Origin of the sequence: Clostridium tyrobutyricum DSM 2637 = ATCC 25755 = JCM 11008, from assembly GCF_000359585.1 — a bacterium.
Lineage (GTDB): Bacteria > Bacillota > Clostridia > Clostridiales > Clostridiaceae > Clostridium_B > Clostridium_B tyrobutyricum.
In genome coordinates, this window is the sequence record NZ_APMH01000027.1 from 33,710 (window position 1) to 58,966 (window position 25,257).

Here is a 25,257-nt window from a genome sequence, read left to right on the forward strand (position 1 = left end):
CTCTGAAATTTTAGTAGGCTCTTCCCCAATAAACTAACTTTTTAGCCTTCTTTCCACAATACACACAAGTATCTGAAACTTCTTCCTGTTCAAATGGCATGCACCTTGAAGTTGCCCCTGTTTCCTCTCTTATTTTATCTTCGCATTCTCTGTCGCCGCACCACATTGCTTTTACAAATCCTGTTTTATTTTCTACTATATCTTTAAATTCTTTCATATTTACTGCTGCATGAGTTTTTTCTTCTACAGATTGTTTTGCCCTATTAAACATATTATTATGAATATCATCTAAAAGTTCAGGAATTTTATTTTCTAAATCTTCCATTGGAACAAATATCTTTTCTCCTGTATCTCTTCTTGCAAGAACCACTTGATTTTTTTCAATATCTTTAGGCCCTACTTCAAGACGAATAGGTACGCCTTTCATCTCATATTCACTAAATTTCCAACCTGGCATTTTATCACTATCGTCTAATTTTGCCCTGGCAATTTTTGATATTCTATCTTTTAATTCATTTGCCTTTTCAAGTACTCCCTCTTTATGCTGGGCTACTGGTACTATAATAACCTGTACTGGTGCTATTCTTGGTGGAACTACAAGCCCATTGTCATCTCCATGAACCATTATAATTGCTCCTATAAGACGTGTAGTAATTCCCCAGGAAGTCTGATATACATATTGAAGTTTTCCATCTCTATCTGAATACTGCATGCCAAAAGACTTTGCAAAGTTTTGTCCCAAGAAATGGGATGTTCCTGCCTGAAGGGCCTTACCATCATGCATCAATGCTTCTATTGTATAGGTAGCTTCTCCTCCTGCGAATTTTTCTTTTTCAGTTTTTTGTCCTTTTAAAACTGGCATTGCCAGAACATTTTCACAAAGTTCTGCATATATATTCAACATTCTCTTAGTTTCTGATTCTGCTTGTTCTTTAGTTTCATGAATTGTATGACCTTCCTGCCATAAAAATTCTGTAGTTCTTAAAAATGGACGTGTAGTCTTTTCCCATCTTACTACAGAACACCATTGATTATAAAGTTTAGGAAGATCCTTATAGGATTGAACTATTTTTGCATAGTGTTCACAAAATAATGTTTCAGAAGTAGGACGAACACATAGTTTTTCAGTGAGCTCTTCATCTCCTCCATGAGTTACCCATGCAACTTCCGGTGCAAATCCCTCTACATGATCCTTTTCTTTTTGAAGAAGACTTTCAGGTATGAATACAGGCATATATACATTTTCGTGCCCTGTTTCCTTGAATCTTTTATCAAGATAACCTTGTATACTCTCCCACATTGCATAAGCATATGGTCGTATTATCATGCATCCCTTTACACTTGAATAATCCGCTAGCTCCGCTTTTTTTACTATATCAGTATACCACTGTGCAAAATCTTCATCTCGTGATGTTATCTGTTCTACTAATTTTTTTGACTTTTTTGACATTATTTTTCCTCCTAGTTATGTTTTTAAAATATAAAAAACCTCGATCCCTATAATAGGGACCGAGGTTATATCGGCGATACCACCCTGATTAATATATTCCAAGCTTTAAAATATATTCTCTCAAGTCATAACGACAGCTCTGCCGCTGTAATTTTATATTACAGAACTCCAAGGTAGGTTCAAAACATTCTTTGGAAACTTTCACCTTCCGTTTCCTCTCTAAAAAAGATATGATTTTACTAATCCTCTTCTTAGATTTTGATTATTGAAAATTCATCTTTTATATTAAGATACAAAAATTATATTGTCAATAAAAAATTATTCTATTTTTGATATATATTTTTTAGGATCTATATCAAAATATTTGCATATATCATATATTTCTTTTAGAGTACTGTCATTCATAGGAATTCCATTTTTCATCTTATCATTATAAGCCTCAACTTCTTTTTGTCCATGAGTATATATTTTAACTGCACCTTTTGCTTTCTTTGAATTCCTAAGTTCATCCAAATATTTTGAAAAACTGTTTTCAATTGATTTCTTGTCTCCAAACATCCCATAGTCCACTGCACAAAAATAATGACAAGTACCTGATCCGTCTTTACCATCTAGATGAACATAATTTCCTGTCAATCCACCGGATAAAATAGCTGTAAACATCTCAACTACAAGAGCAAATCCATATCCCTTATGTCCTCCTGTCAATTCGCCTGATCCACCCAAAGGTACTATGCCTCCACCTAAATGTCTTGGAACATTATATAAAATATCCTTAGGATCTGTGGTATCTTCTCCATTTGCATTTAACGCCCAACCTTTTGGAAGAGGTTCTTGTCTTTTATTGTATACTTCAACTTTTCCTCTCGTAACTACGCTTGTAGCCATATCCATTAAAAATGGATATGGCTCTGCAGGCATAGCTATAGCAATGGGATTTGTGCCAAGCATAGCCTCTTTTCCAAAAGTTGGTACTATAACTGCTGGAGAATTTGTCATTGAAATTCCCATTAATCCTTTTTGTTCCGCCATTCTAGCATAATACCCTGCAATTCCATAATGATTTGAATTTCTAACTGTTACCATTCCTATTCCAGAAGTCTTAGCCTTCTCAATGGCCATATTCATTGCCTTCTTAGCTATTAGCTGTCCCATTCCAGCTTGACCATCCAATGTGACAGATACTGGTGTTTCCTTAACTATTTTAGGTTCAGATTTCACATTTATTAATCCACTTTTTATTTCAGTGTAATATTTTACCAGTCTCTGGATTCCATGAGATTCAATGCCAAATAAATCCGACAATAACAAAACATCTGTTATAGTTTCACTATCTTCTAAATGAAAACCAAATTTTTCAAAAACAAGATCACACATTTTTTTTAATTCTTCATATTTAACTTTAGTGTATGTCATTTTTTCTCCTCCTACTATTGTTGTTTTACACATTGAAACTTTATCAAATTAAAATACAATTATATATTATCATATTATTTATTACTCCGTCTCCCATATGCCATCTTTTAAAAATGCTTTCGCTTTTTCTTCAGCCTTATTTACAATATCCTGTTTATATCCTAAAATGCTTAAAAGTTTTATAGCATTTTGAGTTGTAGAACGTCCATCATGAATTTTATAGTCAAACATTATTTCATTATCAACTATATTTTCCTGAAAATTATAATTCTCAAAATAATCCTCAAGTATATGAGTAAGTTCTATATCGTGAGTAGCGGCTATACATATGCAATTGCTCAATGTAAGATATTTAAGTATTTGTGATGATGCTGCTATTCTCTCAATTGTATTAGTTCCTCTGAGTATTTCATCTACAAAACATATAGTTGGTATATCTTCACCTACACTATCTATGATTCTCTTCAGAGATTTTGTCTCTGCTACGTAATAACTCTCTTTACTGAATATATTGTCCCGCAGCGCCATGGAGGTATAAATCTTCAGATAGCATCCTTTGAAATAACTGGCAGTACATGTACATATGGTTTGTGAAAATATTATATTTAAAGCTAAAGTCTTCAAGAATGTTGACTTTCCAGATGCATTAGATCCTGTAATTAAGATGGAATCCTCAATTTTCAAAGAATTGGCTATAGCCTTGTCTATAAGCGGGTGAACCATATCCTTGATTATAATAGTACCGCCTTTTTTATTATTGCATTTATGTAATTTAGGAACAACATAGTTTTTCACTCTATCTCTATAGGATGCAATGGATATATAACTATCTATATTACCGATTATGGAATATATGGTTCTAAAATCATCACTTTTTTGTCTTAGAGCACTATTCATTTTTTCATAATTAATTAAGTCCGTTAAAAACAATATATTCATATATTCCATCATCAAACCTATATCTGATCCATTATTTTCTAAATTGAAGGAGAGATTTTTAATATTTTTTATAGATTTAATAGAATTCTTCAGTCTGTCATTATACTGTCCTAATTCATCTAAATTAGTTCTTAATATTGCATTACCACACTTTACTACTTTAGTTATATAGGTGAAATCTCTAAGTTTATAATCCAATCCTTTTTTAAAAAAGTAATGAAGAATAATATTTATTACAAAGCACAAAATTATACATAATACTCCTAAATACTTGTTTAAGAATATCAATGCAACTGATGCAATAGGTAAAATTCTAAAAATTCTATATAAATTTAAATATGATGTTGATTTTTCATTTTCATCCTGATTATAAAAATAATTGGTTATTGAGCTTCCTCTTTTTCTTCCCAATTTAGCAATTATGTATTGTACAGCCTTCCTCTTATCAGAGTTTTTTCTAAAATACTCTATGGCCTTGTTTCTATATTGTAGTTTTTCATCATTATATATGGGTTCTCTCAACATGGCATAAAATATCTCTTCTCCAGCAGTACTGAAAGTGGTATCTATATCTCTAAATACCTCATCCATCTCCAAATCATTCCATGTAATTTCATCGATAAAAGAACTGCCTTTTCCATATTGCTTTATATTATCAAAATATCCTGATATATCATTAAGTTCTTCTGTATTATATTTTTTATCCGACTTTTTACCCCACTGTTCTTCCACTCTTCTTTTGGTATCTTCATTATTTCTTAAATTTGATACAATAGAAACTGCAGCAATTATTATTACAACTATTATCAAGTATCCTATTATCGCAATCAACTGTATACCTCCTCATGTTAAAATTGACATGTTTTTATTATATCAGAAAATATGCTTGAAATTAAAAAATCTACCTGAAAATTACATTTCAAATAGATTTTTACCTGATTTTATAATTAATATTAGAATTTATTTTATTCAAACAGATCTCTTGGTATATGACAGTATCCATTTGGATTTTTATGAAGATAGTTTTGATGATATTCCTCTGCCTCATGAAAATTCTCAAGATGTTCTACTTCAGTAACTATTGGATCTTTGTATTTTTTCTGCTCATCTTTCTTGGATTTATCTATTTCTTCTATATCTTCCTCATTTAGATAGTAAATTCCCGTTCTATACTGATTTCCTACATCATTACCCTGTCTATCTTTTAAAGTTGGATTAACTATCTTCCAGTATGACTCCAATAATTCCGTAAGTGTTGTAAGGTTTTCATCGTATTCTATAAAGCAAGCTTCTGCAAAACCGGTATTGTAATTACAAACTTCTTCATAAGTAGGATTTTTAGTCTTTCCATTTGCATATCCCACTACTGTCTTTGAAACTCCTTTCATTGAATCAAAGTATGACTGTACTCCCCAAAAACATCCTCCTGCAAGAACAATTTTTTTCATATATATACTTCCTTTCAATTAGAAATTAAGTTTATTATATACTAAATTGCAAAAAATAAAAGAGCGGCTGTCTCAAATTTCATATTTGAACAACTGCTCTTTTATCTTATATGGATTCTGCAATAAGATCTCCCATCTTTACAGTTCCAACTAATTGTTTTCCTTCTCTCATAATATCTGGAGTACGATATCCTTTATCCAAAACTTTTGAAACAGCATTTTCTATATCATCAGCTGCTTCATTCATATTAAAACTATATCTAAGCATCATGGCAGCGCTCATAATTGTAGCTATCGGATTGGCTTTGTCCTGTCCTGCAATATCCGGTGCAGATCCATGTATAGGTTCATATATACCTACTTTTCCATCGCCAACACTTGCAGATGGAAGCATTCCAAGAGAGCCTGTAAGCATTGACGCCTCATCACTTAAAATGTCCCCGAAAGTATTTTCAGTTACAATTACATCAAATTGCTTTGGATCTCTTATAAGCTGCATGGATGCATTATCTACATACATATATTGTAAATCTATATCCTTATATTCTTTTGCAATTTCAGTTACAGTTTCTCTCCAAAGCCTTGAACTTTCAAGAACATTTGCCTTGTCTACCAATGTAAGTTTTTTACCTCTCTTGCCTGCTATTTCAAAAGCCTTGCGTGCAATTCTGTCAATTTCCGGAGTTGAATAGGATAGTGTATCCCAGGCCTTTTGCCCTCCTGGTATATCTATACGTTTCTTCTCCCCAAAATAAGCTCCTCCAATTAGCTCTCTTACAATCATTATATCCAATCCATTACCTAGAACTTCAGGCTTTAAATTAGAAGCTTCTTTAAGCTGTGGAAATAAAATGGCAGGCCTTAAATTTGCAAATACTCCAAGTGCTTTTCTTATACCTAAAAGTCCTATCTCCGGCCTCAAATTACTTGGTATGTTATCCCACTTTGGTCCTCCAACAGCACCTAGAAGAACTGCATCACTAGCTTTACATACATCTATAGTTTCCTGAGGAATAGGTCCTCCAGTTTTATCTATAGCTATTCCTCCTAACAGTACCTCATTCAAGTTAAAATTTACTTTATATTTTTTAGAAACAGCATTTAATACTTTAAGTGCTTCACCTACTATTTCCTTGCCTATTCCATCGCCTCTTATAACTGCTATCTTCACTTGTTTGACACTTCCTTTTTAACATAATTTATCAATCCATCTGAATCTATGATTTTTTGCATGAATGGTGGAAATGGTGCAGCTTTATAAGTTTTTCCCTTGGTAATATTTTTTATAATACCTGTAGCTACATCTATTGAAACTTCATCCTTATCTTCTATATCCTTGGCTGCTTCTTCACATTCCATTATTGGAAGGCCTATATTTATTGAATTTCTAAAGAAAATTCTTGCAAAACTTTCTGCAATTACGCATCCAACTCCTGCTGCCTTTATAGCTATTGGTGCATGTTCTCTTGAAGAACCACATCCAAAATTTCTTCCTGCTACAATTATGGATTTCTCCTTGGTTTTTTCATTAAACTGGCTATCCAAATCTTCCATACAATGAGAAGCTAATTCTTTAGGATCACTTGTATTTAAGTATCTTGCAGGTATTATTACATCTGTATCCACATTATCTTTATATTTAATTACTTTTCCTTCTATCATTATTTTACCTCCTCAGGTGATGAAATTTTTCCAGTTATTGCAGATGCTGCCGCTACTGCTGGACTAGCCAAATATACTTCACTTTCTGGATCTCCCATTCTTCCAACAAAGTTTCTATTTGTAGTGGATATTGCTCTTTCACCTTTAGCAAGTATCCCCATATATCCTCCAAGACAAGGTCCACAGGTTGGAGTACTTACTACTGCCCCTGATTTTATAAATGTTTCAATAAGACCTTCTTTTAATGCTTGAAGATAAATCTTCTGAGTTGCTGGAATTATAATTGCTCTTACATTTTTATGCACCTTTTTGCCTTTAAGCACTTTAGCCGCTATTCTCAAATCACTTATTCTTCCATTTGTACATGAACCTATAACGGACTGATCTATAGCTATATCTCCAACTTCATCAATAGTTCTTGTATTTTCAGGAAGATGAGGGAATGAAACTGTAGGTTTTATAGATGACAGATCAATCTCTATGGTCTGTTCATATTCTGCATCATTATCTGCAGTATATACAGTATATTTTTTTGTAGAATGTTCTTTCATATATTCAATGGTGTTTTCATCAACTTCAAAAATACCATTTTTGGCTCCTGCTTCAATGGCCATATTTGTAATTGTAAATCTATCATCCATAGATAGCTCACTTACCCCATCTCCTGTAAATTCCATGGATTTGTAAAGAGCTCCATCTACTCCTATCTGGCCTATAATATGAAGGATTACGTCTTTTCCACTTACCCATTTTGAAAGCTTTCCTTTTAATACAAACTTAATTGCTGATGGTACCTTGAACCATGCTTCTCCTGTTGCCATGCCGGCTGCCATATCTGTACTTCCTACTCCTGTGGAAAAAGCTCCAAGTGCACCATAAGTACAAGTATGTGAGTCAGCTCCTATAATTACTTCACCTGCTACTACAAGTCCCTTTTCTGGCAATAGTGCATGTTCAATTCCCATCTGTCCTACTTCAAAATAATTCTCTATATCTTTATCTCTTGCAAATTCCCTGACACATTTACACTGTTCAGCAGATTTTATATCCTTAGTAGGTGAAAAATGGTCTGGCACAATTGCAATTTTCTTCTTGTCAAAGACCTTATCTAATCCTGTCTTTTTAAATTCCCTTGCAGCAACAGGTGTTGTTATATCATTTCCTAAAACCAAATCTAATTTACAATTAATCAGTTGGCCAGCCCTTACGCTATCTAATCCTGAATGTTTTGCTAAAATCTTTTGTGTCATAGTCATTCCCATTTGCGTATCTCCTCCTATTGTTTCGATTACTTAGATATTTTAACTTTAATTTATTTATTATATATTAAATTTAATAAAACTACTAATTTTAATTATCTGCTACTTTTGAATATTTTATGGCTTCATCATATATTCTGTTTATGGCATTTACGAGTGCTCTTGCACTTGCTTCTACTACATCTGTACTCATTCCTCTAGCATTAAATACCTTGTTATCACCTTCTTTTTGTATTTGTACGGTTACTTCTCCTATGGCATCTTTTCCACTTCCTATGGATTTTATAAAATAATCTTTAAGTTTCAGATGCATTCCTGATGCTTTTTCAATTGCTTTAAATGAAGCATCAACAGGTCCATCTCCATAGGCAGCTTTTCTTATCTTTTCACCTTTAAATTCAATTTCTACAGTAGCAGTTGATATCATTGTATTTCCGCTTGAAAATTGGAAATAGTCTAGACTATATGCTTCTGGCACCTGAAATATTTCATGATTCATTATTGTTTCTATATCTTCATCTGACACTATTTTCTTCTTGCCTGTTAAATCTTTAAATTTGCTAAATGCTTCATTTATCTTATCATCACTTAAATTATCATATCCTAGTTCCTTTAAATGTTCTGCAAATCCATGCCTTCCTGAATGTTTACCTATTACCAAAGTACTTTTCTTAATTCCAACGGATTCCGGAGTCATTATCTCATAAGTTTCACTGCAGGCAAGTACTCCATGCTGATGAATTCCAGCTTCATGTGCAAAAGCATTAGCTCCAACTATAGCTTTATTATTTGGTATGTTCATTCCTGTTGCATGACTTACTATCTTGCTTGTTTTAGCTATTTCTTCAGTTATGATATCCGTCTTGCACCCAAAATAAACTTCCCTGGTCTTAATGGCCATAACAACTTCTTCCAATGCAGCATTTCCTGCTCTTTCTCCAATTCCATTAACAGCACATTCTACCTGCCTTGCACCATTCTTAACTGCTGCTATTGAATTTGCAACCGCCATACCCAAATCATCATGACAATGAACGCTTATAATAGCTTTATCTATATTAGGTACATTTTCCTTGATTCCTCTAATAAACTTTCCATATTCTTCTGGAATATCATAGCCAACGGTATCTGGTATATTTACTATATCAGCTCCTGCATCTATTACACCTTCCAGTACCTTGTATAAAAATTCAGGATTCGTCCTGGTTGAATCTTCCGCCGAGAATTCAACACTTGGGCAAATTGACTTTGCATACTTAACCATATCTATTGCTCTTTTACAAACTTCCTCTGGTGTCATTTTTAATTTATATTTCATATGAATATCAGAAGTAGCTATAAATGTGTGTATTCTAGGTTTTACTGCATATTGGACTGCCTCCCATGCCCTATCAATATCCTTTTTTACTGCTCTTGAAAGTGCTACAATTACTGGTTTTTTTACAGTCTTGGCTACAGCTCTAACTGCCTCAAAATCTCCTTCAGAAGCTATTGGAAATCCAGCCTCTATAACATCTACATTCATTTTCTCCAGTTGCTTTGCTATTTCTATTTTATCCTTAATATTCAAGTTAACTCTAGGAGTCTGTTCTCCATCTCTCATAGTAGTATCAAATATATAAACTTTATTATTTTTCATATTAATCCCTCCAATTTTTAATTTTAAATGCAAAAAGGCATTCTTCTCGCTATGGGGCGAAAAGAATGCCGCGGTACCACCCAAATTATTACTCAATAATATATAACGACTTATGCCGACACAGCTTACTATAATTCAGCCTGCAATTCAAGGATGAGTTTCAATTTACAGTATTTATGAGTTTTCACCATTCCTCACTCTCTTTAAAATATCTGAAAATTTAATTTTTCCTATCACTATTTTTAACCTATATTTATTTTTATTCCAATAATATCTTAATTTTATGCATAAAAAAAGATCGTACACTATGGGGCGAAAAATCTGCCGCGGTACCACCCAAATTATTACTCAATATATATAACGACTTATGCCGGCGCAGCTTACTTTAATTCAGCCTGCAACTCAAGGGTGAGTTTCAATTTACAATGTTTATGAGTTTTCACCATTCCTCACTCTCTTTTAAAACTAATAAATTTACTTTTCCCTATCATAGTTTATAATTAATCTTAACTTACAAATAGTATAATATATATATTTATAGATGTCAACATATTTTTCAATTTTATAAATGTAAATAAAAAGGGATCAAAATAATTCAATCCCTTTTAGTTAATATTTTTATGAAGTTTTTTCCTGATCATTATTGGACTGTGAAGTTACAATGCTGTGCTTGTAACCATAACCAAAATAAATTATAAGGCCAAATACAAGCCAAATTAAAAATCTTATTTGAGTTACATGTGGAAGTTTAGCTATAAGTCCTCCACAAAATATTATTGCCAAAATAGGCACAACTGGAACCCATGGACATTTAAATACTCTTTTTCTATTAGGTTCTTTCTTTCTCAAAACTATAACAGCTATAGATACTATTATAAATGCACATAATGTACCTATATTAGTAAGTTCAGCTACTATATTGATAGGTATAAATCCTGCAACCACTGCAGTAACAATTCCTATAAGAACTGCACTTCTGGCTGGAGTCTTATACTTTGAATGTACATGTCCAAACACTTTAGGAAGTAGTCCATCTCTTGACATTGCAAAAAGTACACGAGTCTGACCAAACATCATAACTAAAATTACAGAAGTTAATCCGCATATAGCTCCAACTGAAATAAGAGCAGCACCCCAGTGATATCCAACTTGCTGCAGTGCAAATGCAACAGGAGCGGCAGTTGTCTTAAACTTCAAATATGGAACCATACCTGTCAATATTGCAGATACTACTATATAAAGTAAAGTGCAGACAATAAGTGAAATTATAATTCCTCTTGGTAACGACTTCTGTGGATTTTTAACTTCCTCTGCTGCTGTAGAAACAGCATCAAATCCTATATATGCGAAAAATATTACGGATGCACCAGATATGACTCCTCCAAAACCATAAGGCATAAATGGATGCCAGTTTGTAGGATTAACATGTCCTACCCCAAGTGCTATGAATAAAAATATAACTATCAATTTTATAGCAACTATTATATTATTTACTGTAGTACTCTGTTTTACACCTATTACATTAATATAAGTTATGAATGCTATTATAAGCACTGCAGGTAAATTTATAATTCCACCTGCCAAAGGTGCTGATGTTATAGCTTTTGGCAAATTAATTCCAAAATCATTGATTATATTTACTATATATCCTGACCATCCTATAGATACAGTACCAATTGCAAAAGCATACTCAAGTATCAGATCCCATCCTATAATCCAGGCCCAAAATTCTCCCAATGCTATATAGCCATAGGTATAAGCACTTCCTGCCGCAGGTACCATGGCAGCAAATTCTGAATAACATAATGCTGCACATCCACATGCAATTCCAGCTATTATAAATGAAATTACAAGTGCAGGCCCTGAATAGTTTGCCGCTGCCACTCCCGTCAGCACGAATATACCAGTTCCAATTATAGCTCCAATTCCAAGCATAGTAAGTCCAAAAGTACCCAATACTTTTTCCAGACCACCATCTCTTTTAGTTTCATCCATAAGTGCATCTATGGATTTTGTTCTAAAAATACCCTTCATAATCATTCCCCCTTAATGAACAATAATATAAGATTAAGTAATAATGCATTTTATTATGTTTTGCATATTGTTATTATAATACTCCCATTTTAAATTAATTTCAATACGGTTTAGCATTTTTCAGTCGTTTTTTTTAATAAAATAATATATTATTGCATATTTTTAAATTAAATTTAGAGTTTATTATATGTAATCATGAATAATATATATTGTATTATTGCATATTTTGTATCTTTAATATAAATAAATGAGACCCCATGAATTATGGAGTCCCATTTAAAAATCAGCTTTATAATTACCTAATATTCTAAAATATTTACAGTTGTTTTTTATACCTTCCATAGCTATTCTAGTATCTTTTTTCATAATATTTCCGTTGAAATCTAAATAGAAAAAGTATTGCCATGGTTCATCTATTATAGGTCTCGATTCTATCTTAATCAAATTTAAATTATTTTCTTTAAAATACCTAAGTATATTAAATAAAGTCCCTACTCTATGGTCTAAAGTAAATACTATACTTATCTTATCTTTATCTTCACAATTAATCTCTTCTTTTCCTATAACTATAAATCTAGTATAATTATTTTTATTGTAATTTATGTTTTGCTTTAATATGTCAAGTCCATAAAGCTCTGCTGCTTTTTCACTTGCTATACATGCTTTGTTCTTTAGTCTAATTTCACTTATGAATTTTGCACTCCTGGCTGTGCTAAAATATGGTGTCAGTTTCCAATTATCGTGTTCTACTAAAAATTTTTTACACTGCAAAAAGGCTTGACTATGTGAATATACTTCATCTATATCATCTATTTTTGAACCTTTTATTCCAAGTAGATTATGATTTATTTTTATGCATTTTTCACCAACTATGTAAAATCCATAATCTCTCATTAAATCATAAACATCAAGTATGCCTCCCGTAGAAGAATTTTCAATTGGAACTACTCCATACTTTATATGCCCATCACTAAGAGAATCGAATACATCCTTAAATTCAGCACAACTTAAAGCATCTGTGTCATTTCCAAAATATTTAAGTAGAGCTTCATGACTAAAGGATGCTTCAACTCCATAAAAACCTACTTTATAATTTTTAAAACTATTCAAAAAAATTTCCCTCTTCCTAAAATGATTAAATATTCATCATATCTAATATCCCTATAGCAGTAACAGATTCAATTACAGGAATTGCCCTAGGTACAATACATGGATCATGCCTGCCCTGTATTATAAGTTCAGAATTCTGCATTTTTTCTACATCTACAGTTTTTTGCAGCTTTGAAATTGAAGCTGTAGGCTTTATAGAAGTTTTAAATAAAATTGGCATACCATTGGTAATTCCGCCTAAAATTCCACCATTGTTGTTAGTTTTTGTTTTTATTTCATTATTATCATCTACATAGTATTCATCATTTGCCTGTGAACCTTTCATACTACTTATATTGAATCCTTCACCAAATTCTACTCCTTTAACAGCAGGTATGGAAAAAAGCAAATGCGAAAGTATGCTCTCTACAGAATCAAAAAAAGGATCCCCTATACCAGATGGAATATTTATAACTGCAGTTTCCACAATTCCACCTACAGAATCTGATTCCGATTTTGCACTTATAATGGTATCTTTCATTTTTTGACATGATTCCTTATCTATTACTGGAAATCTACTTTTAGAAAATAATCTTAAATCATCCTCCTTTATCAAAACAGGATCAAATAAACTAGCATCAGAAATATTTCCTATACTCTTTATATGGCTTCCTATTACTATATTTTTATCTTCTAAAATTTTCTTGCATATAGCTCCTGCAAAAACCAAAGGTGCCGTAATTCTCCCAGAAAAATGTCCTCCACCTCTATAATCATTAAATCCATTATATTTTACAAAGCCTGTAAAATCAGCATGCCCTGGTCTGAGAAGATTTTTTGTTTTTTCATAATCCTTCGAATGAGTATCCTTATTTTTTATAATTGCACAGATAGGCGTTCCAGTAGTTTTTCCATTAAAACAACCACTTAATATTTCAAACTCATCAGCTTCTTTTCTTGGTGTAGTAAATTCACTAGTACCTGGAGCCCGTCTTCCCATCTGTTCTTTTATATAATCCAAGTCCAATTCAATTCCTGGTTTTAATCCATCAATGGTAATTCCTATAGCTTTTCCATGGGATTCTCCAAAAATAGACAACTTTATTTTATTACCAAAAATTCCACTCATGTTAAAACTCCAATCACTCTATTATTATATTCCCACCTAGACTCTTAAAATCTTTCCAAAAATCAGGATAAGATTTTTTTACACATTCTGCATCCTCTATTATTAAATCATCTGAACATTTTGAGGACACCTCTGCAAGAGCCATAGCTATTCTATGATCATTAAAGCTTGAAACTCTTCCACCTTTTAATTTTTCCCTGCCGTTTATAATTAATCCATCCCTTTTTTCTTTTACATCTGCACCTATTTTATTCAATTGGGATGATATGGCTGTAAGCCTGTCGGATTCTTTTATTCTTAGTCTTTCTGCATTTATTATTTGAGTGGTTCCATTGCTTACTGAAGCTAATGCAGCTACAGCAGGTACTAAATCAGGGCATTGAGCTGCATCAAAAATTATTCCACTTGTTTTTGATGATCTGGCTATTATATTATTTTCTTTTATTTCTATATTGGCACCCATGTTTTTAAATATATCCACTATAACCCTATCACCTTGAGAAGAGTCAATTTTAATATCACTGCAACAAACTTCATCTCCCAATATTCCAATAGCCAGCAAAAATGCAACTTGCGAGAAGTCACCTTCTACAGTATAATTTGAATTTCTATATTTTTGATTGCCTTGAATTACAAATTTTTTATATTCAACGTTTTCTACATTTATTCCAAAATGTTTTAAAACATCTAAAGTTATATCTACATATGGTTTTGATTCCAGATTGGTAGTTATATTTATTTCGGAGTCTCCATCTAAAAGTGGAAGTTCATACATAAGTCCTGTTATAAACTGTGAACTTATATCTCCTCTCACTTCATAATTGCCGGATTTCAACTTTCCATTTATGGCAAGGGGTAATCTTCCAGAATTATTTTTATAATATATATTTTGTTCTTTAAATATATTGTAATATACATCAAGGGGTCTTTCTACAAGCTTTCCCTCCCCAGTTAAAATTACCTCTTCATTCATTGAGGCTGCCAAAGGAATTAAAAATCTTAAAGTAGACCCCGATTCACCACAATGTATATTTTTACTCTTTAGAACCAATTTCCCAGTTCCATTTATAATAAGCCTATTTTCTTTTCTATCTATTTCAGCACCAAAATTTCTCATGGCTTCTGTTGTAACTTCTATATCGCGTGAAAAATATACATTGTCTATTATACTTTTTCCTGATGCCAATGAAGCACATATTATACTTCTATGGCATCCACTTTTAGATGATGGAACTTTTACTTTTCCTCCCAATCTATCAGGTTTGATTTTAACAGTTTTCATACAAAATCCCCTTTTTATTTAAATCTCTTTCTAAGATTAATAGACTTTTCAAAGACTGTTTCTAAATCCTCTACATCTTTATTTAAAACATCATTTTTAATTCTATCTAAAACTTTTTGAAATCCATTTATTGTATCAACTAATTTGTCAGAATTAAGCATAAATAGTTCCGACCACAGTTTCGAGTTAATTAGTGCAACTCTTGTAGCATCTCGAAAACTACCTCCTACAAATAACTCAGGTTTGAATTCCTGCAAATTTGCATTCATAAGTGCTGCAGCTATAACATGTGGAAGTTGGCTTGTATAGGCAATTATTTTATCATGCTCATCTGCAGAAATATATTCTACATTTTTACATCCAATTTTTCTGGCCATGGATGCTATAAAAGCTATACTGGATTTTTTATTCTTACTACTTGGAGTTATTATATAATTCGCATCTTTGAATATATTGGCATCAGCATAGTCTATTCCTTTGTATTCTTTACCTGCCATAGGATGACCTGATACAAATTCCATATCATCAGGTAAAACTGATTCTACAGATTCAATCACTATTTTCTTTATCCCTGAAGTATCTGTTATAAGTACTCCTGATTTAAAATATTTTATATTCTGCTTTACAAAATCAATTGTATCTTTCGGATAAAGAGCTATTATAATAAAATCTATATCTTTTAAAAATTTTCCGGGTTTTTCATATGCACAATCTATTATATTCATCTCTATAGCTTTATCTAAGGTTGCCAAATTTCTGTCTATGCCAACTATATGTTTTGCATTCAAAGATTTTAGTGCCATGGCATAGGAACCTCCAATGAGGCCCAATCCCACAACAGCTATTTTTAAATTATTAAAGTCACAATCCTCCAATTTTATTCCCCCTATATTTTATACATTAGCAGTACTGTATACCTGTCTTATACCAGATTCTACTAACTTATTCAAGTCACCCATCAAATTATCAAATCTATTGGGAGTTATAGATTGCTGACCATCACATAATGCATTTTGTGGATCATTATGAACCTCAATTATAAGTCCATCCGCTCCAACAGCTACTGCAGCTTTAGCAAGTGGTTCTACCATCCACCATAATCCAGCAGCATGACTTGGGTCAACTATTATTGGAAGATGGCTTAATTTCTTTATTGCAGGAATTGCACTTAAATCCAAAGTATTTCTTGTATAATTTTCAAAAGTTCTTATTCCTCTTTCGCAGAGTATTACATTTTCATTACCTTCTGACATTATATATTCAGCTGACATTAAAAGCTCTTCTATGGTAGCTGAAAGCCCTCTTTTCAGAAGTATTGGCTTTTTTGTTTTTCCAAGTTCTTTCAAGAGTTCAAAGTTTTGCATATTCCTTGCTCCAACTTGTATTACATCAACATCCTCGACAAATTTTTCTATCATATTTGCTGACATTATCTCTGTAACTATAGGAAGTCCTGTTTCCTGTCTTGCTATTTTTAATAGTTCCAGTCCTTCAGTTCTAAGTCCTTGGAAACTATAAGGTGAAGTTCTTGGCTTGAATGCACCTCCTCTTAAAAATTTAGCCCCACTCTTTTTTACATCTTTTGCTATTTCAACTATCTGCTCTTCACTTTCTACAGAACAAGGACCTGCTATAATAGCTAGCTCATTTCCCCCTACTTTTCTACCGTCTATATTCACTACGGAATTATCAGGATGAAATAGTCTATTTGCCAATTTATAATTTTGCTGAACTTTATGAACATCTTCAACATATACATTTGCCTGAATTTTAGTTGTCTCAATCTTTGAAGTATCTCCAATTAAACCAAGTACACAATAATCTTGACCCTCTGAAACATTTACCTGAACATTCTCTTTTTCCAATCTGTGTTTCAATACCAATATTTCCTCTTTAGGTGCATGGGGCTTCATAATTATTACCATAGTTATACTCTCCAATCTTAATTTTAAATTTGTAACTTCACTTTCATAAGGATTTTCTTAATTTTAATATATAAAAAAAACAGGGTCTCTAATGAGCCCTGTTAATTAAAATACACTGTCACCGTTAAAATATGCATAATTTATATCATGTATTTATAATTATTCTTTTACTCATTAGAAATGAACCAAATATTTTTTTGCAAAACAAATAACCAGCACTAAAGTAATAGTAGCCCCAGCTAAAGCTAAATTCAAAATAGAATTTTTTGTTTAGTTTTTCGATTCCCTTTCCAATGATATTTTTCATAATATATAATCCTCCAAAATATTAACTTCTGATGTGAATAATTATATCAGTTTTAAAGTTTATGTCAATAGCTTATTATTTTTTTATATTAATGTAATGGTTTTATTTTACATCCTATATCTATAGGTTTTGTATAATAAACAGAACTTGTTACAATTCCATTAACCCCTGTTTTTGCATACTTGGCTGCATTATTTTCATTTATTCCTCCAGCTGCAAGTACAACTATATCAGGGTTTATATTTCTTAAAATATTTACATTTGATATTAAATCTTCAGGTGAAAGTTTATCAAACTGTATTCCATCTATATTGTTTTTGCAAAGTTTTACAGCATCATCTATATTTTCTACTTCTACTAAAATTTTTTTCTCGCATACTTTATTCTTAAACCTTTCAATATTCTTAATAAATTCCTTGATTCCACCTAAAAAATCCAAGTGTTGTTTAAAAACCAATATAGTTTCGGATAGTCCTAATCTATGAGGAAATACACCTCCAGCTATAACGGCCTTGGTAGACAACTCTCTAGTTCCTGGCATACTTTTTCTTGTAGTAATTACAGTTATATCAGGATTTACACTTGATACCTCATCTATTATTCTCCTTGTTTTAGTGGCAATTCCTGAGAAATTATCAATAATATTTTGACACACTTTCCATGCAATATGCAGATTCTCAACGTCTCCCATTCCTTCAAGTAAAATATCCCCTTTTTTAACTTGAGTTCCAGAAGTTTTTGAATTAATTACATCTATATTTAATTTTCTAAATATTCTGGCTGCCTCTTCTGCACCACATAATATTGCATCTTCTCTAGTAAAAAATTTTATATTTCCCCTAATACCTTTAATCTCTAAAACTAAACTTGTCAAATCTATATAAGGTACATCTTCCTTAATAAACTTATCCAATGTTTCATCTGAAATATACATTTTGAATCCTCCAATACAATTTATTTTATTTAATTATAATCTATTAAAAATATATATCATAATTTGTAAAATATCAGTAAAACTTTATAAAATATTTAACAATGTCATCATATAGAATATAAAAATGAGATACTATCAAATTAACCTGATAGTATCTCATTTTAATCCAATTTTGAAGTACAATGTGGACATCTAGTTGCTTCTAATGGTATTTCACTTAAGCAATATTTACATTTCTTAGTATTGCTTGCCTCTTCCTCTTCTTTTCTACTTGTAAACCTAGTTATCTGCCTGATAACTATAAATATAGAAAAAGATATTATTAAAAAATCTATTATATTGTTTATAAATACACCATAATTCAATGTAGGAACCCCTGCTTTTTTAGCTTCGGCTATAGTATCAAAATGGCCATTTCCAAGGGTAATAAATAGATTGGAAAAGTCTACTTTTCCAATAAGCAAACCAACCAATGGCATTATAATATCACTTACAAGGGAAGAAACTATTTTACCAAATGCTCCACCAATTACTACACCTACTGCTAAATCTACTATGTTTCCTTTCATTGCAAATTTCCTGAATTCTTTTAACATAACCAACTACACCTCATTTAATCTTTAGTTATTCCACACGATATTGTCAATACTTTCAAAACCAAGTCCAGAAGTTCCGGGAATAGAAATGATGGATTTATCAAAAACCACACCTCCTTTTATTGGATCTGTCTTAGGTAAAATAGGTCCATCTAAATCAACTTTAGTAATAATACTCTTTGCTCCAGCCAGGTGTACAGCAGCTGTAACACTCAGCTTACTTTCAAGCATACATCCAATCATACATTGAACACCAAAGGTTTCAGCAATTGAGCATATCTTTAAAGCACTATGAATACCTCCTGTTTTCATAAGTTTAATATTCAACAAATCTGCAGCTCTATTTTCTATTATTTTAGCTGCATCTTCAGATGAAAACATACTTTCATCTGCCAATATAGGTATCAAAACATTATCAGTAACATATTTTAACCCTTCCATATCACGACATGAAACCGGCTGTTCTACAAATTCTACATCAATATTCATTTCTTCAATTTTTCTAATAATATTCACTGCTTCCTTTGGATTCCAACCTTGATTTGCATCCATCCTTAAAACAATATCATTTCCTACAGCACTTCTAACAGCCTTTATTCTCTCAATATCCATATCTATACCATTTCCAACTTTAATTTTAAGAATTTTATATCCTCTTTTTACTGCATCAATACTATCCGATGCCATTTTATCAGGAGTATCGATACTTACTGTAACGTCAGTTGTTATTTTGTCTCTGTATCCTCCTAAAAGTTTGTACAAAGGAGTATTATACAACTGACCAAATAAATCATAAACTGCAATATCTACAGCTGCTTTTGCACTTGAATTTTTAACAATACATCTATCTAAGTTTAGCATTATCCCCTCAATATTTTCAATATCCATTCCAATAATACAGGGCATTATATACTTTTCAATAGCATATTCGATTGAGCCAAGGCTATCACCTGTAATTACAGCAGTCGGAGCCGCCTCACCATATCCTGCATTTCCTGTATCGGTAATAATTTTTATAACTACATTTTTTAAATTTTTTACTGTTCTGAGTGATGTTTTAAAAGGTTTTTTAAGAGGAATATACATACTTCCTATTTTGAAATCTACTATTTTCATAAAATATATCTCCCAACTATTCAAATTATTTATTAAAATATATATTGTATTATATGCCTGCCTTTATAATAATCTTATATAATAACTTATGAATAATATTACTTTTGAGATATAAACTATATAAAATACAAAAATTATATTGTATAATTATTTAAAAAATATAGTATTATGTAAACTTAAAATCAATTTACAAGGAGTGATAAATTTGAAAAGATTTTTTAATTACAGTTATGGTATTGACAAGCTATCAAAACATCTCTATATTATAGGCTTGATACTTTTAATGTTTAGGCGTAGTTCTACATTTGGATTGGTGTGCATCGTATACAGTACATGGAGATGCCTTTCAAAGAACACTTATAAAAGACACCGTGAATTACAGTCCTATGAGAATTTTATTTCACCTTTAACCAAAAAATTTACTGATTTTATTAACTCAATAAATCAAAATAGACAATACAGAATTTTTAAATGCCCAAATTGTTCTCAGAAAATGAGAGTTCCCAGACATAAGGGTAAAATAACTATAACCTGTAAAAAATGTGGAACATCCTTCAAAGCAAAATCATAAGTTCTATTTATCGCCATTATTCACCTAATATAATTTATGATAGAATAAAATGTAAAGGCGGTGTTTACATTGGGAGAACGTAAAATATTCATTGCACTTTTTAAATTACTGATCTTTGCATTTTGGATTGTTTTTCAATTTATCGTACTGTCAGTAATTTATAATATATTTGATATATTTTTTATTTATTATTTTATTCTCTTCGAAGCAATAAGTGCTATTGCAGTAGTTCATTTAAATTATAAAGATGAAAATACGTCCTACAAAATAAGCTGGGTAGTATTAATACTTTTGATTCCAGTAATTGGAGTAATCCTTTATATATTATCGAGAATAGGTATAATACGTAACTTTAGTAGGGTAACTAAAATAAGCCTAAATAAAGAACTATTACCTAGGGAAAATACAAATATGTTAAAATCCTTACGAGGTAAAAATATAACAAGATATAACGAAATCAAGCTTATTAAAAATATTAGTGGATATACTTGTTATGAAAATACAGATATTAATTATTTTTCATGTGGAGAACTAATGTATGAAAATCTTATTCAAGAGCTAAAAAAAGCCAAAAAATTTATTTTTCTTGAATTCTTTATAATTTCAAAAAGTAGCATGTTAGATGAAATTCTTGAAATTTTGAAGCAAAAGTCCCATGATGGAGTAGAAATAAGAATATTAGTTGATTATATAGGTTCATTTTTTGTATTACCAGGTGACTTTAAAAAAATTCTCAGGGAAAATAATATACAGTTTAAAATGTTTAATCCAGTAAAACTTCTCCTTAATATTATGCTTAATTATAGGGATCATAGAAAAATTGCAATAATTGATGGAAGAATAGCCTTTACTGGTGGAATAAATATTGGAGATGAATATATAAATAGATATAAAAAATATGGCTACTGGAAGGACATGGCTATTTCATTAGAAGGTAATGCTGTTTACAGCTTTACCGTAATGTTTCTAAAAATGTGGGAGTCAATAACAAAGAAAAATGAAAATTTTAAAAACTATAAGTTCACACATACTATTCAAAATAGTCCAGGACTCATAGTACCATATGCAAGTGAACCTGAAAAATTGGATAGTACTGCAGAAGATATATATTTAAATATTATAAACAGTTCCAAAAATTATATCTATATTACTACTCCTTATCTTGTTATAAGTTATGAAATGATGTTATGTTTATCATTAGCATCAAAACGAGGGGTAGACGTAAGAATAATAACACCTTTTATTCCAGATAAAAAAATTGTGCAAATTCTTACAAGATCTCATTATGATAAACTACTGGATGCAGGAGTAAAAATATACGAATACACACCTGGATTTATTCATGGCAAGGTTATGTTATCTGATGATGAATGTGCTGTAGTAGGGACAATAAATATGGATTATAGAAGTCTGTATCTTCATTTTGAATGTGCTGCATACATGTACAACGTGCCCATAATAAAGGATATTCATAAAGACTTTATTGAAACTATATCAGTATCACAAAGGATAGAAAAGCATATATGGGAAAAAAGAAATTTTTCTAAAAAAATTATGGAATCAATCCTAAAACTATTTGCCCCATTAACATAATATATAATAGAGGACTTGTTAATTAGATTTGTTTCTAAATCACAAGTCCCTATTTTTAATATATACTGCTAATATATTATTCTAAATTGTCATATCTTAAAAAATTCCAAATAATTAATCATAAAATAAATATTCATATTCTATACTATTATCTTTTGTGTATTTTTGTCAAATATATGAATTTTACTTGAATCTACAATTAACTCCATCTTATCCCCCAATTCAGCATTTACTATACCATCTATCCTGGCTGTTATTCTAATTTGATTTTTAGATAAATATATATAAGTTTCTGCTCCCATAATTTCTGTTAGATCAACATTAAACTCTATTATACATTCCTCGCCTTTATATCCTTTAGGAAAATCTATGTGTTCAGGTCTTACTCCTAGTATCACATCTTTATTAACATATCCTTTATGTTTCAGAAGTCCAGACATATTGTCCTGTAAAATTATTTTTTGCCCGCCAAATAGAGCTGTAAGTTTTTCACCTACATATTCCAACCTAGCGTCTATAAAATTCATCTGTGGGCTTCCAATAAATCCTGCTACGAACATGTTCACCGGATGATTATATATTTCCCTTGGAGTATCCACCTGCTGTATGATCCCATCTTTTATAACAACGATTCTTGTACCTAGGGTCATTGCCTCTGTTTGGTCATGAGTAACATATATAAATGTAGTTTCCAACTTTTTATACAATTTTGATATTTCCGTTCTCATCTGAACTCTCAATTTGGCATCCAGATTTGACAAAGGTTCATCCATCAAAAACACTTTTGGATTTCTGACAATGGCCCTTCCCATAGCAACCCTCTGCCTTTGCCCGCCTGACAATTCTTTTGGCTTTCTATTTAGCAAGCTAGCTATATCCAGTATATCAGCTGCTTTTTTAACTTTTTCTTCTATTTCAGATTTTGATATACCTCTCATTTTAAGACTGAAAGCCATATTATCATATACAGTCATATGCGGATATAATGCATAGTTTTGGAAAACCATGGCAATATCCCTGTCCTTTGGTGTCACTTCATTTACAAGTCCATCGCCTATATACAATTCTCCCCCTGTTATTTCCTCGAGTCCTGCAATCATCCTAAGCACAGTGGACTTTCCACAGCCTGAAGGACCTACAAATACTATAAATTCCTTATCCTTTATTTCCAGATTGAAATCCTTAATTATTTCAACATTTCCTGGATATGTTTTACGCATATGTCTTAATGATAAACCCGACATTTCATCATACTCCTTTCTATAAAAGACTATTAGCCAAATAACTTTTTAAGTATATTTGGGTAATTTGTTATAATACCATCTATGCCCAATTCAATAAGCTTTTTCATCTCATCTTCCTTGTTTACAGTATAGACATTTATAAGTATCCCGCTTTTTTTAATGTCGTGAACCACATCTTGATTCATAACCAGAGAAAATAGTGGATGGAGTGCATCTGCACCCATCTGTTTTGCATATTCTTCTGGTTTACAAATAGGTGAACCATACAACAGTCCTGTTCTTATGCTACTGTCATACTGTTTCACTCTCTTCATGGACTGATGATTAAAAGAAGATATTATTACATTCTTTTCTAAACCATACTCATATATTTTATTTATTGTATCTTTCTCCAAATTATTGTAATTTACAACGTCATTCTTTAGTTCCAGATTTAAAAGCAAGTTTTTGTTCTTCATAAAATTCAGCAACTCATCTAGATTGGGAATTTTCTCTCCTTTTCCTGCATCAAATTTTCTTATTTCATCATAAGTATAGTCTTTTATAAACCCAGATCCATTGGTAGTTCTATCTATAGTTTCATCATGACATATAACTATAATACCATCGGAAGTCATATGGAGATCTGTTTCTATACCATCTGCACCTACCTCTACTGCTTTTCTGAAAGCCATCATGGTATTTTCAGGATACTTGCCGCTGAATCCTCTATGGGCAATATTTAAAGTCCTATTCATATAATAATATCTCCCTTTTAATTTATACATTATTTTTGATTATTCTGATTATATTCTTTTATAGCTGAATTTATACTATCTGCAGATTTCTTCAAAGTTTGTTCCGGTGTTTGTTTATTCTGAAGCATCTGTTCTATATTAGCTTCAACAGTCTGTCTTGCTTCAGGGAATACTGACATAAGTGCTCCTTTGGCTGTTGAAGGTGAGGAATGAAGCTGATTTATAGCAGTCTGGAATTGTGGTTTGCTCTTTAAATTGTCTTTCATAAGTTGTGAGTTATAAGCCTTTTTAGTTACAGGAAAATATCCTGTCTTTGTAGCCCAATAAGCCTGTTCATCAGGTGATACCATATATTTTATGAACTCCCATGTTGCCTTTTCTTTTTCAGTATCTTTGCTATCAAGTGCCCAAAGTGAAGCTCCGCCTATGGAAACTCCTCCATCTTTTATACCATCAAATGATGGTAAAGCTGCTGTTCCAATTTCAAACTTTTGTCCAACTCCACTAAGTGCAGCAGACAATCCTGCGGTGGAATCAACATACATTGCAGTCTTTCCTGCTATAAATGCATTAGCCGTATCGTCTGTTTTCCTTCCAAAGTTTCCTGCATTACCTGATTTAACTAGTTTGTTCCATTCACTCAATACTTTAAGTCCTGATCCATTTTTCTCAAATTCAGTTGCTGTTGGAGCTGCCTTTCTACCATTATCATTATTGACATATGCCTGACCTTGCTTAGTTATAAATTGTTCAAAGAACCAACCGTATATAGCCATTGCATATCCATATTGAGTAACTTTTCCAGAACTATCTTTTTTAGTCAATTTTGCTGCTGCACTTTCAAGCTCTGAAAATGTTTTAGACCAGCTAGTAAAAGTCAATAGAAA

At 31.6% G+C, this 25,257-nt stretch carries 23 protein-coding genes and 3 other annotated features; of the genes, 2 read left to right on the forward strand and 21 right to left on the reverse strand.

Features of this window, described 5'->3' with window-relative positions; all coding sequences use genetic code 11:
* Positions 1-10 precede the first annotated feature (10 nt).
* From proS to J418_RS0111185, 18 genes are all read right to left on the reverse strand, one after another.
* Complete coding sequence (gene proS / locus J418_RS0111100; protein WP_017895591.1) at positions 11-1,450, reverse strand: proline--tRNA ligase; 1,440 nt, start codon at positions 1,448-1,450, stop codon at positions 11-13.
* A gap of 51 nt (positions 1,451-1,501) precedes the next feature.
* Positions 1,502-1,712: a binding site (T-box leader), on the reverse strand.
* A gap of 56 nt (positions 1,713-1,768) precedes the next feature.
* Positions 1,769-2,866 (reverse strand): Ldh family oxidoreductase, encoded by a 1,098-nt coding sequence (locus J418_RS0111105; protein ID WP_017895592.1) that lies wholly within the window; start codon positions 2,864-2,866, stop codon positions 1,769-1,771.
* A gap of 81 nt (positions 2,867-2,947) precedes the next feature.
* The gene (locus J418_RS0111110; RefSeq protein ID WP_017895593.1) at positions 2,948-4,636 is read right to left on the reverse strand and encodes a MutS-related protein; all 1,689 of its coding nucleotides are present in this window, start codon (positions 4,634-4,636) and stop codon (positions 2,948-2,950) included.
* A gap of 134 nt (positions 4,637-4,770) precedes the next feature.
* Positions 4,771-5,253 (reverse strand): peptide-methionine (S)-S-oxide reductase MsrA, encoded by a 483-nt coding sequence (msrA, locus tag J418_RS0111115; RefSeq protein ID WP_017895594.1) that lies wholly within the window; start codon positions 5,251-5,253, stop codon positions 4,771-4,773.
* A gap of 106 nt (positions 5,254-5,359) precedes the next feature.
* On the reverse strand, positions 5,360-6,424 hold the full coding sequence (gene leuB, locus J418_RS0111120) for a 3-isopropylmalate dehydrogenase (protein ID WP_017895595.1): 1,065 nt from the start codon (positions 6,422-6,424) through the stop codon (positions 5,360-5,362).
* Positions 6,421-6,915 carry a 3-isopropylmalate dehydratase small subunit gene (gene leuD, locus J418_RS0111125; RefSeq protein WP_017752369.1) on the reverse strand — a complete coding sequence of 165 codons (495 nt, stop codon included), beginning with the start codon at positions 6,913-6,915 and terminating at the stop codon, positions 6,421-6,423. Before leuD ends, leuB begins: the two co-directional genes overlap by 4 nt.
* Entirely contained in the window at positions 6,915-8,177 is a 1,263-nt protein-coding gene (gene leuC / locus J418_RS0111130; protein ID WP_017752368.1) for a 3-isopropylmalate dehydratase large subunit, read from the reverse strand. Before leuC ends, leuD begins: the two co-directional genes overlap by 1 nt.
* 88 nt (positions 8,178-8,265) lie before the next feature.
* Complete coding sequence (locus J418_RS0111135) at positions 8,266-9,813, reverse strand: 2-isopropylmalate synthase (RefSeq protein ID WP_017752367.1); 1,548 nt, start codon at positions 9,811-9,813, stop codon at positions 8,266-8,268.
* 49 nt (positions 9,814-9,862) lie between these two features.
* Positions 9,863-10,059, reverse strand: a binding site (T-box leader).
* Between the two features lie 59 nt (positions 10,060-10,118).
* Positions 10,119-10,313, reverse strand: a binding site (T-box leader).
* Positions 10,314-10,431: 118 nt separating this feature from the next.
* Positions 10,432-11,847 (reverse strand): branched-chain amino acid transporter BcaP, encoded by a 1,416-nt coding sequence (gene bcaP / locus J418_RS0111140; protein ID WP_017752366.1) that lies wholly within the window; start codon positions 11,845-11,847, stop codon positions 10,432-10,434.
* Positions 11,848-12,123: 276 nt separating this feature from the next.
* Positions 12,124-12,957, reverse strand: a complete 834-nt coding sequence (pheA, locus tag J418_RS0111145) for a prephenate dehydratase (RefSeq protein ID WP_017895596.1) — start codon at positions 12,955-12,957, stop codon at positions 12,124-12,126.
* A 25-nt stretch (positions 12,958-12,982) separates the two neighbouring features.
* Positions 12,983-14,065 carry a chorismate synthase gene (aroC, locus tag J418_RS0111150; RefSeq protein ID WP_017752364.1) on the reverse strand — a complete coding sequence of 361 codons (1,083 nt, stop codon included), beginning with the start codon at positions 14,063-14,065 and terminating at the stop codon, positions 12,983-12,985.
* A gap of 13 nt (positions 14,066-14,078) precedes the next feature.
* Positions 14,079-15,347, reverse strand: a complete 1,269-nt coding sequence (aroA, locus tag J418_RS0111155) for a 3-phosphoshikimate 1-carboxyvinyltransferase (protein WP_017752363.1) — start codon at positions 15,345-15,347, stop codon at positions 14,079-14,081.
* Between the two features lie 14 nt (positions 15,348-15,361).
* On the reverse strand, positions 15,362-16,222 hold the full coding sequence (locus J418_RS0111160; RefSeq protein ID WP_017752362.1) for a prephenate dehydrogenase: 861 nt from the start codon (positions 16,220-16,222) through the stop codon (positions 15,362-15,364).
* 18 nt (positions 16,223-16,240) lie between these two features.
* Complete coding sequence (gene aroF / locus J418_RS0111165) at positions 16,241-17,272, reverse strand: 3-deoxy-7-phosphoheptulonate synthase (protein ID WP_017895597.1); 1,032 nt, start codon at positions 17,270-17,272, stop codon at positions 16,241-16,243.
* 145 nt (positions 17,273-17,417) lie between these two features.
* Positions 17,418-17,579: a hypothetical protein gene (locus J418_RS16620; protein WP_017752360.1), complete on the reverse strand. Its 162-nt coding sequence runs from the start codon at positions 17,577-17,579 to the stop codon at positions 17,418-17,420.
* 88 nt (positions 17,580-17,667) lie between these two features.
* Positions 17,668-18,513, reverse strand: a complete 846-nt coding sequence (gene modD, locus J418_RS0111175) for a ModD protein (protein ID WP_017895598.1) — start codon at positions 18,511-18,513, stop codon at positions 17,668-17,670.
* A gap of 161 nt (positions 18,514-18,674) precedes the next feature.
* Positions 18,675-19,109: a large conductance mechanosensitive channel protein MscL gene (gene mscL / locus J418_RS0111180; RefSeq protein WP_017752358.1), complete on the reverse strand. Its 435-nt coding sequence runs from the start codon at positions 19,107-19,109 to the stop codon at positions 18,675-18,677.
* A 24-nt stretch (positions 19,110-19,133) separates the two neighbouring features.
* On the reverse strand, positions 19,134-20,225 hold the full coding sequence (locus J418_RS0111185) for a dipeptide epimerase (protein ID WP_017895599.1): 1,092 nt from the start codon (positions 20,223-20,225) through the stop codon (positions 19,134-19,136).
* Between the two features lie 205 nt (positions 20,226-20,430).
* Here J418_RS0111185 and J418_RS0111190 point away from each other — a divergent pair, with 205 nt between their 5' ends.
* Both J418_RS0111190 and cls read left to right on the forward strand, forming a co-directional pair.
* On the forward strand, positions 20,431-20,796 hold the full coding sequence (locus tag J418_RS0111190) for a hypothetical protein (protein WP_017752356.1): 366 nt from the start codon (positions 20,431-20,433) through the stop codon (positions 20,794-20,796).
* A 60-nt stretch (positions 20,797-20,856) separates the two neighbouring features.
* Positions 20,857-22,389 carry a cardiolipin synthase gene (gene cls / locus J418_RS0111195; RefSeq protein ID WP_236901695.1) on the forward strand — a complete coding sequence of 511 codons (1,533 nt, stop codon included), beginning with the start codon at positions 20,857-20,859 and terminating at the stop codon, positions 22,387-22,389.
* A 140-nt stretch (positions 22,390-22,529) separates the two neighbouring features.
* On the opposite strand, the gene J418_RS0111200 is transcribed toward cls, so the two are convergent.
* The 3 genes from J418_RS0111200 to J418_RS0111210 form a co-directional block, all read right to left on the reverse strand.
* The gene (locus tag J418_RS0111200; protein WP_017895601.1) at positions 22,530-23,633 is read right to left on the reverse strand and encodes an ABC transporter ATP-binding protein; all 1,104 of its coding nucleotides are present in this window, start codon (positions 23,631-23,633) and stop codon (positions 22,530-22,532) included.
* Positions 23,634-23,662: 29 nt separating this feature from the next.
* A complete protein-coding gene (locus tag J418_RS0111205) occupies positions 23,663-24,370 on the reverse strand; it encodes a glycerophosphodiester phosphodiesterase (protein WP_017895602.1) in 708 nt (235 codons plus the stop codon).
* 29 nt (positions 24,371-24,399) lie between these two features.
* On the reverse strand, positions 24,400-25,257 hold an 858-nt coding region (locus J418_RS0111210; RefSeq protein WP_026142649.1), incomplete at its 5' end, for an extracellular solute-binding protein.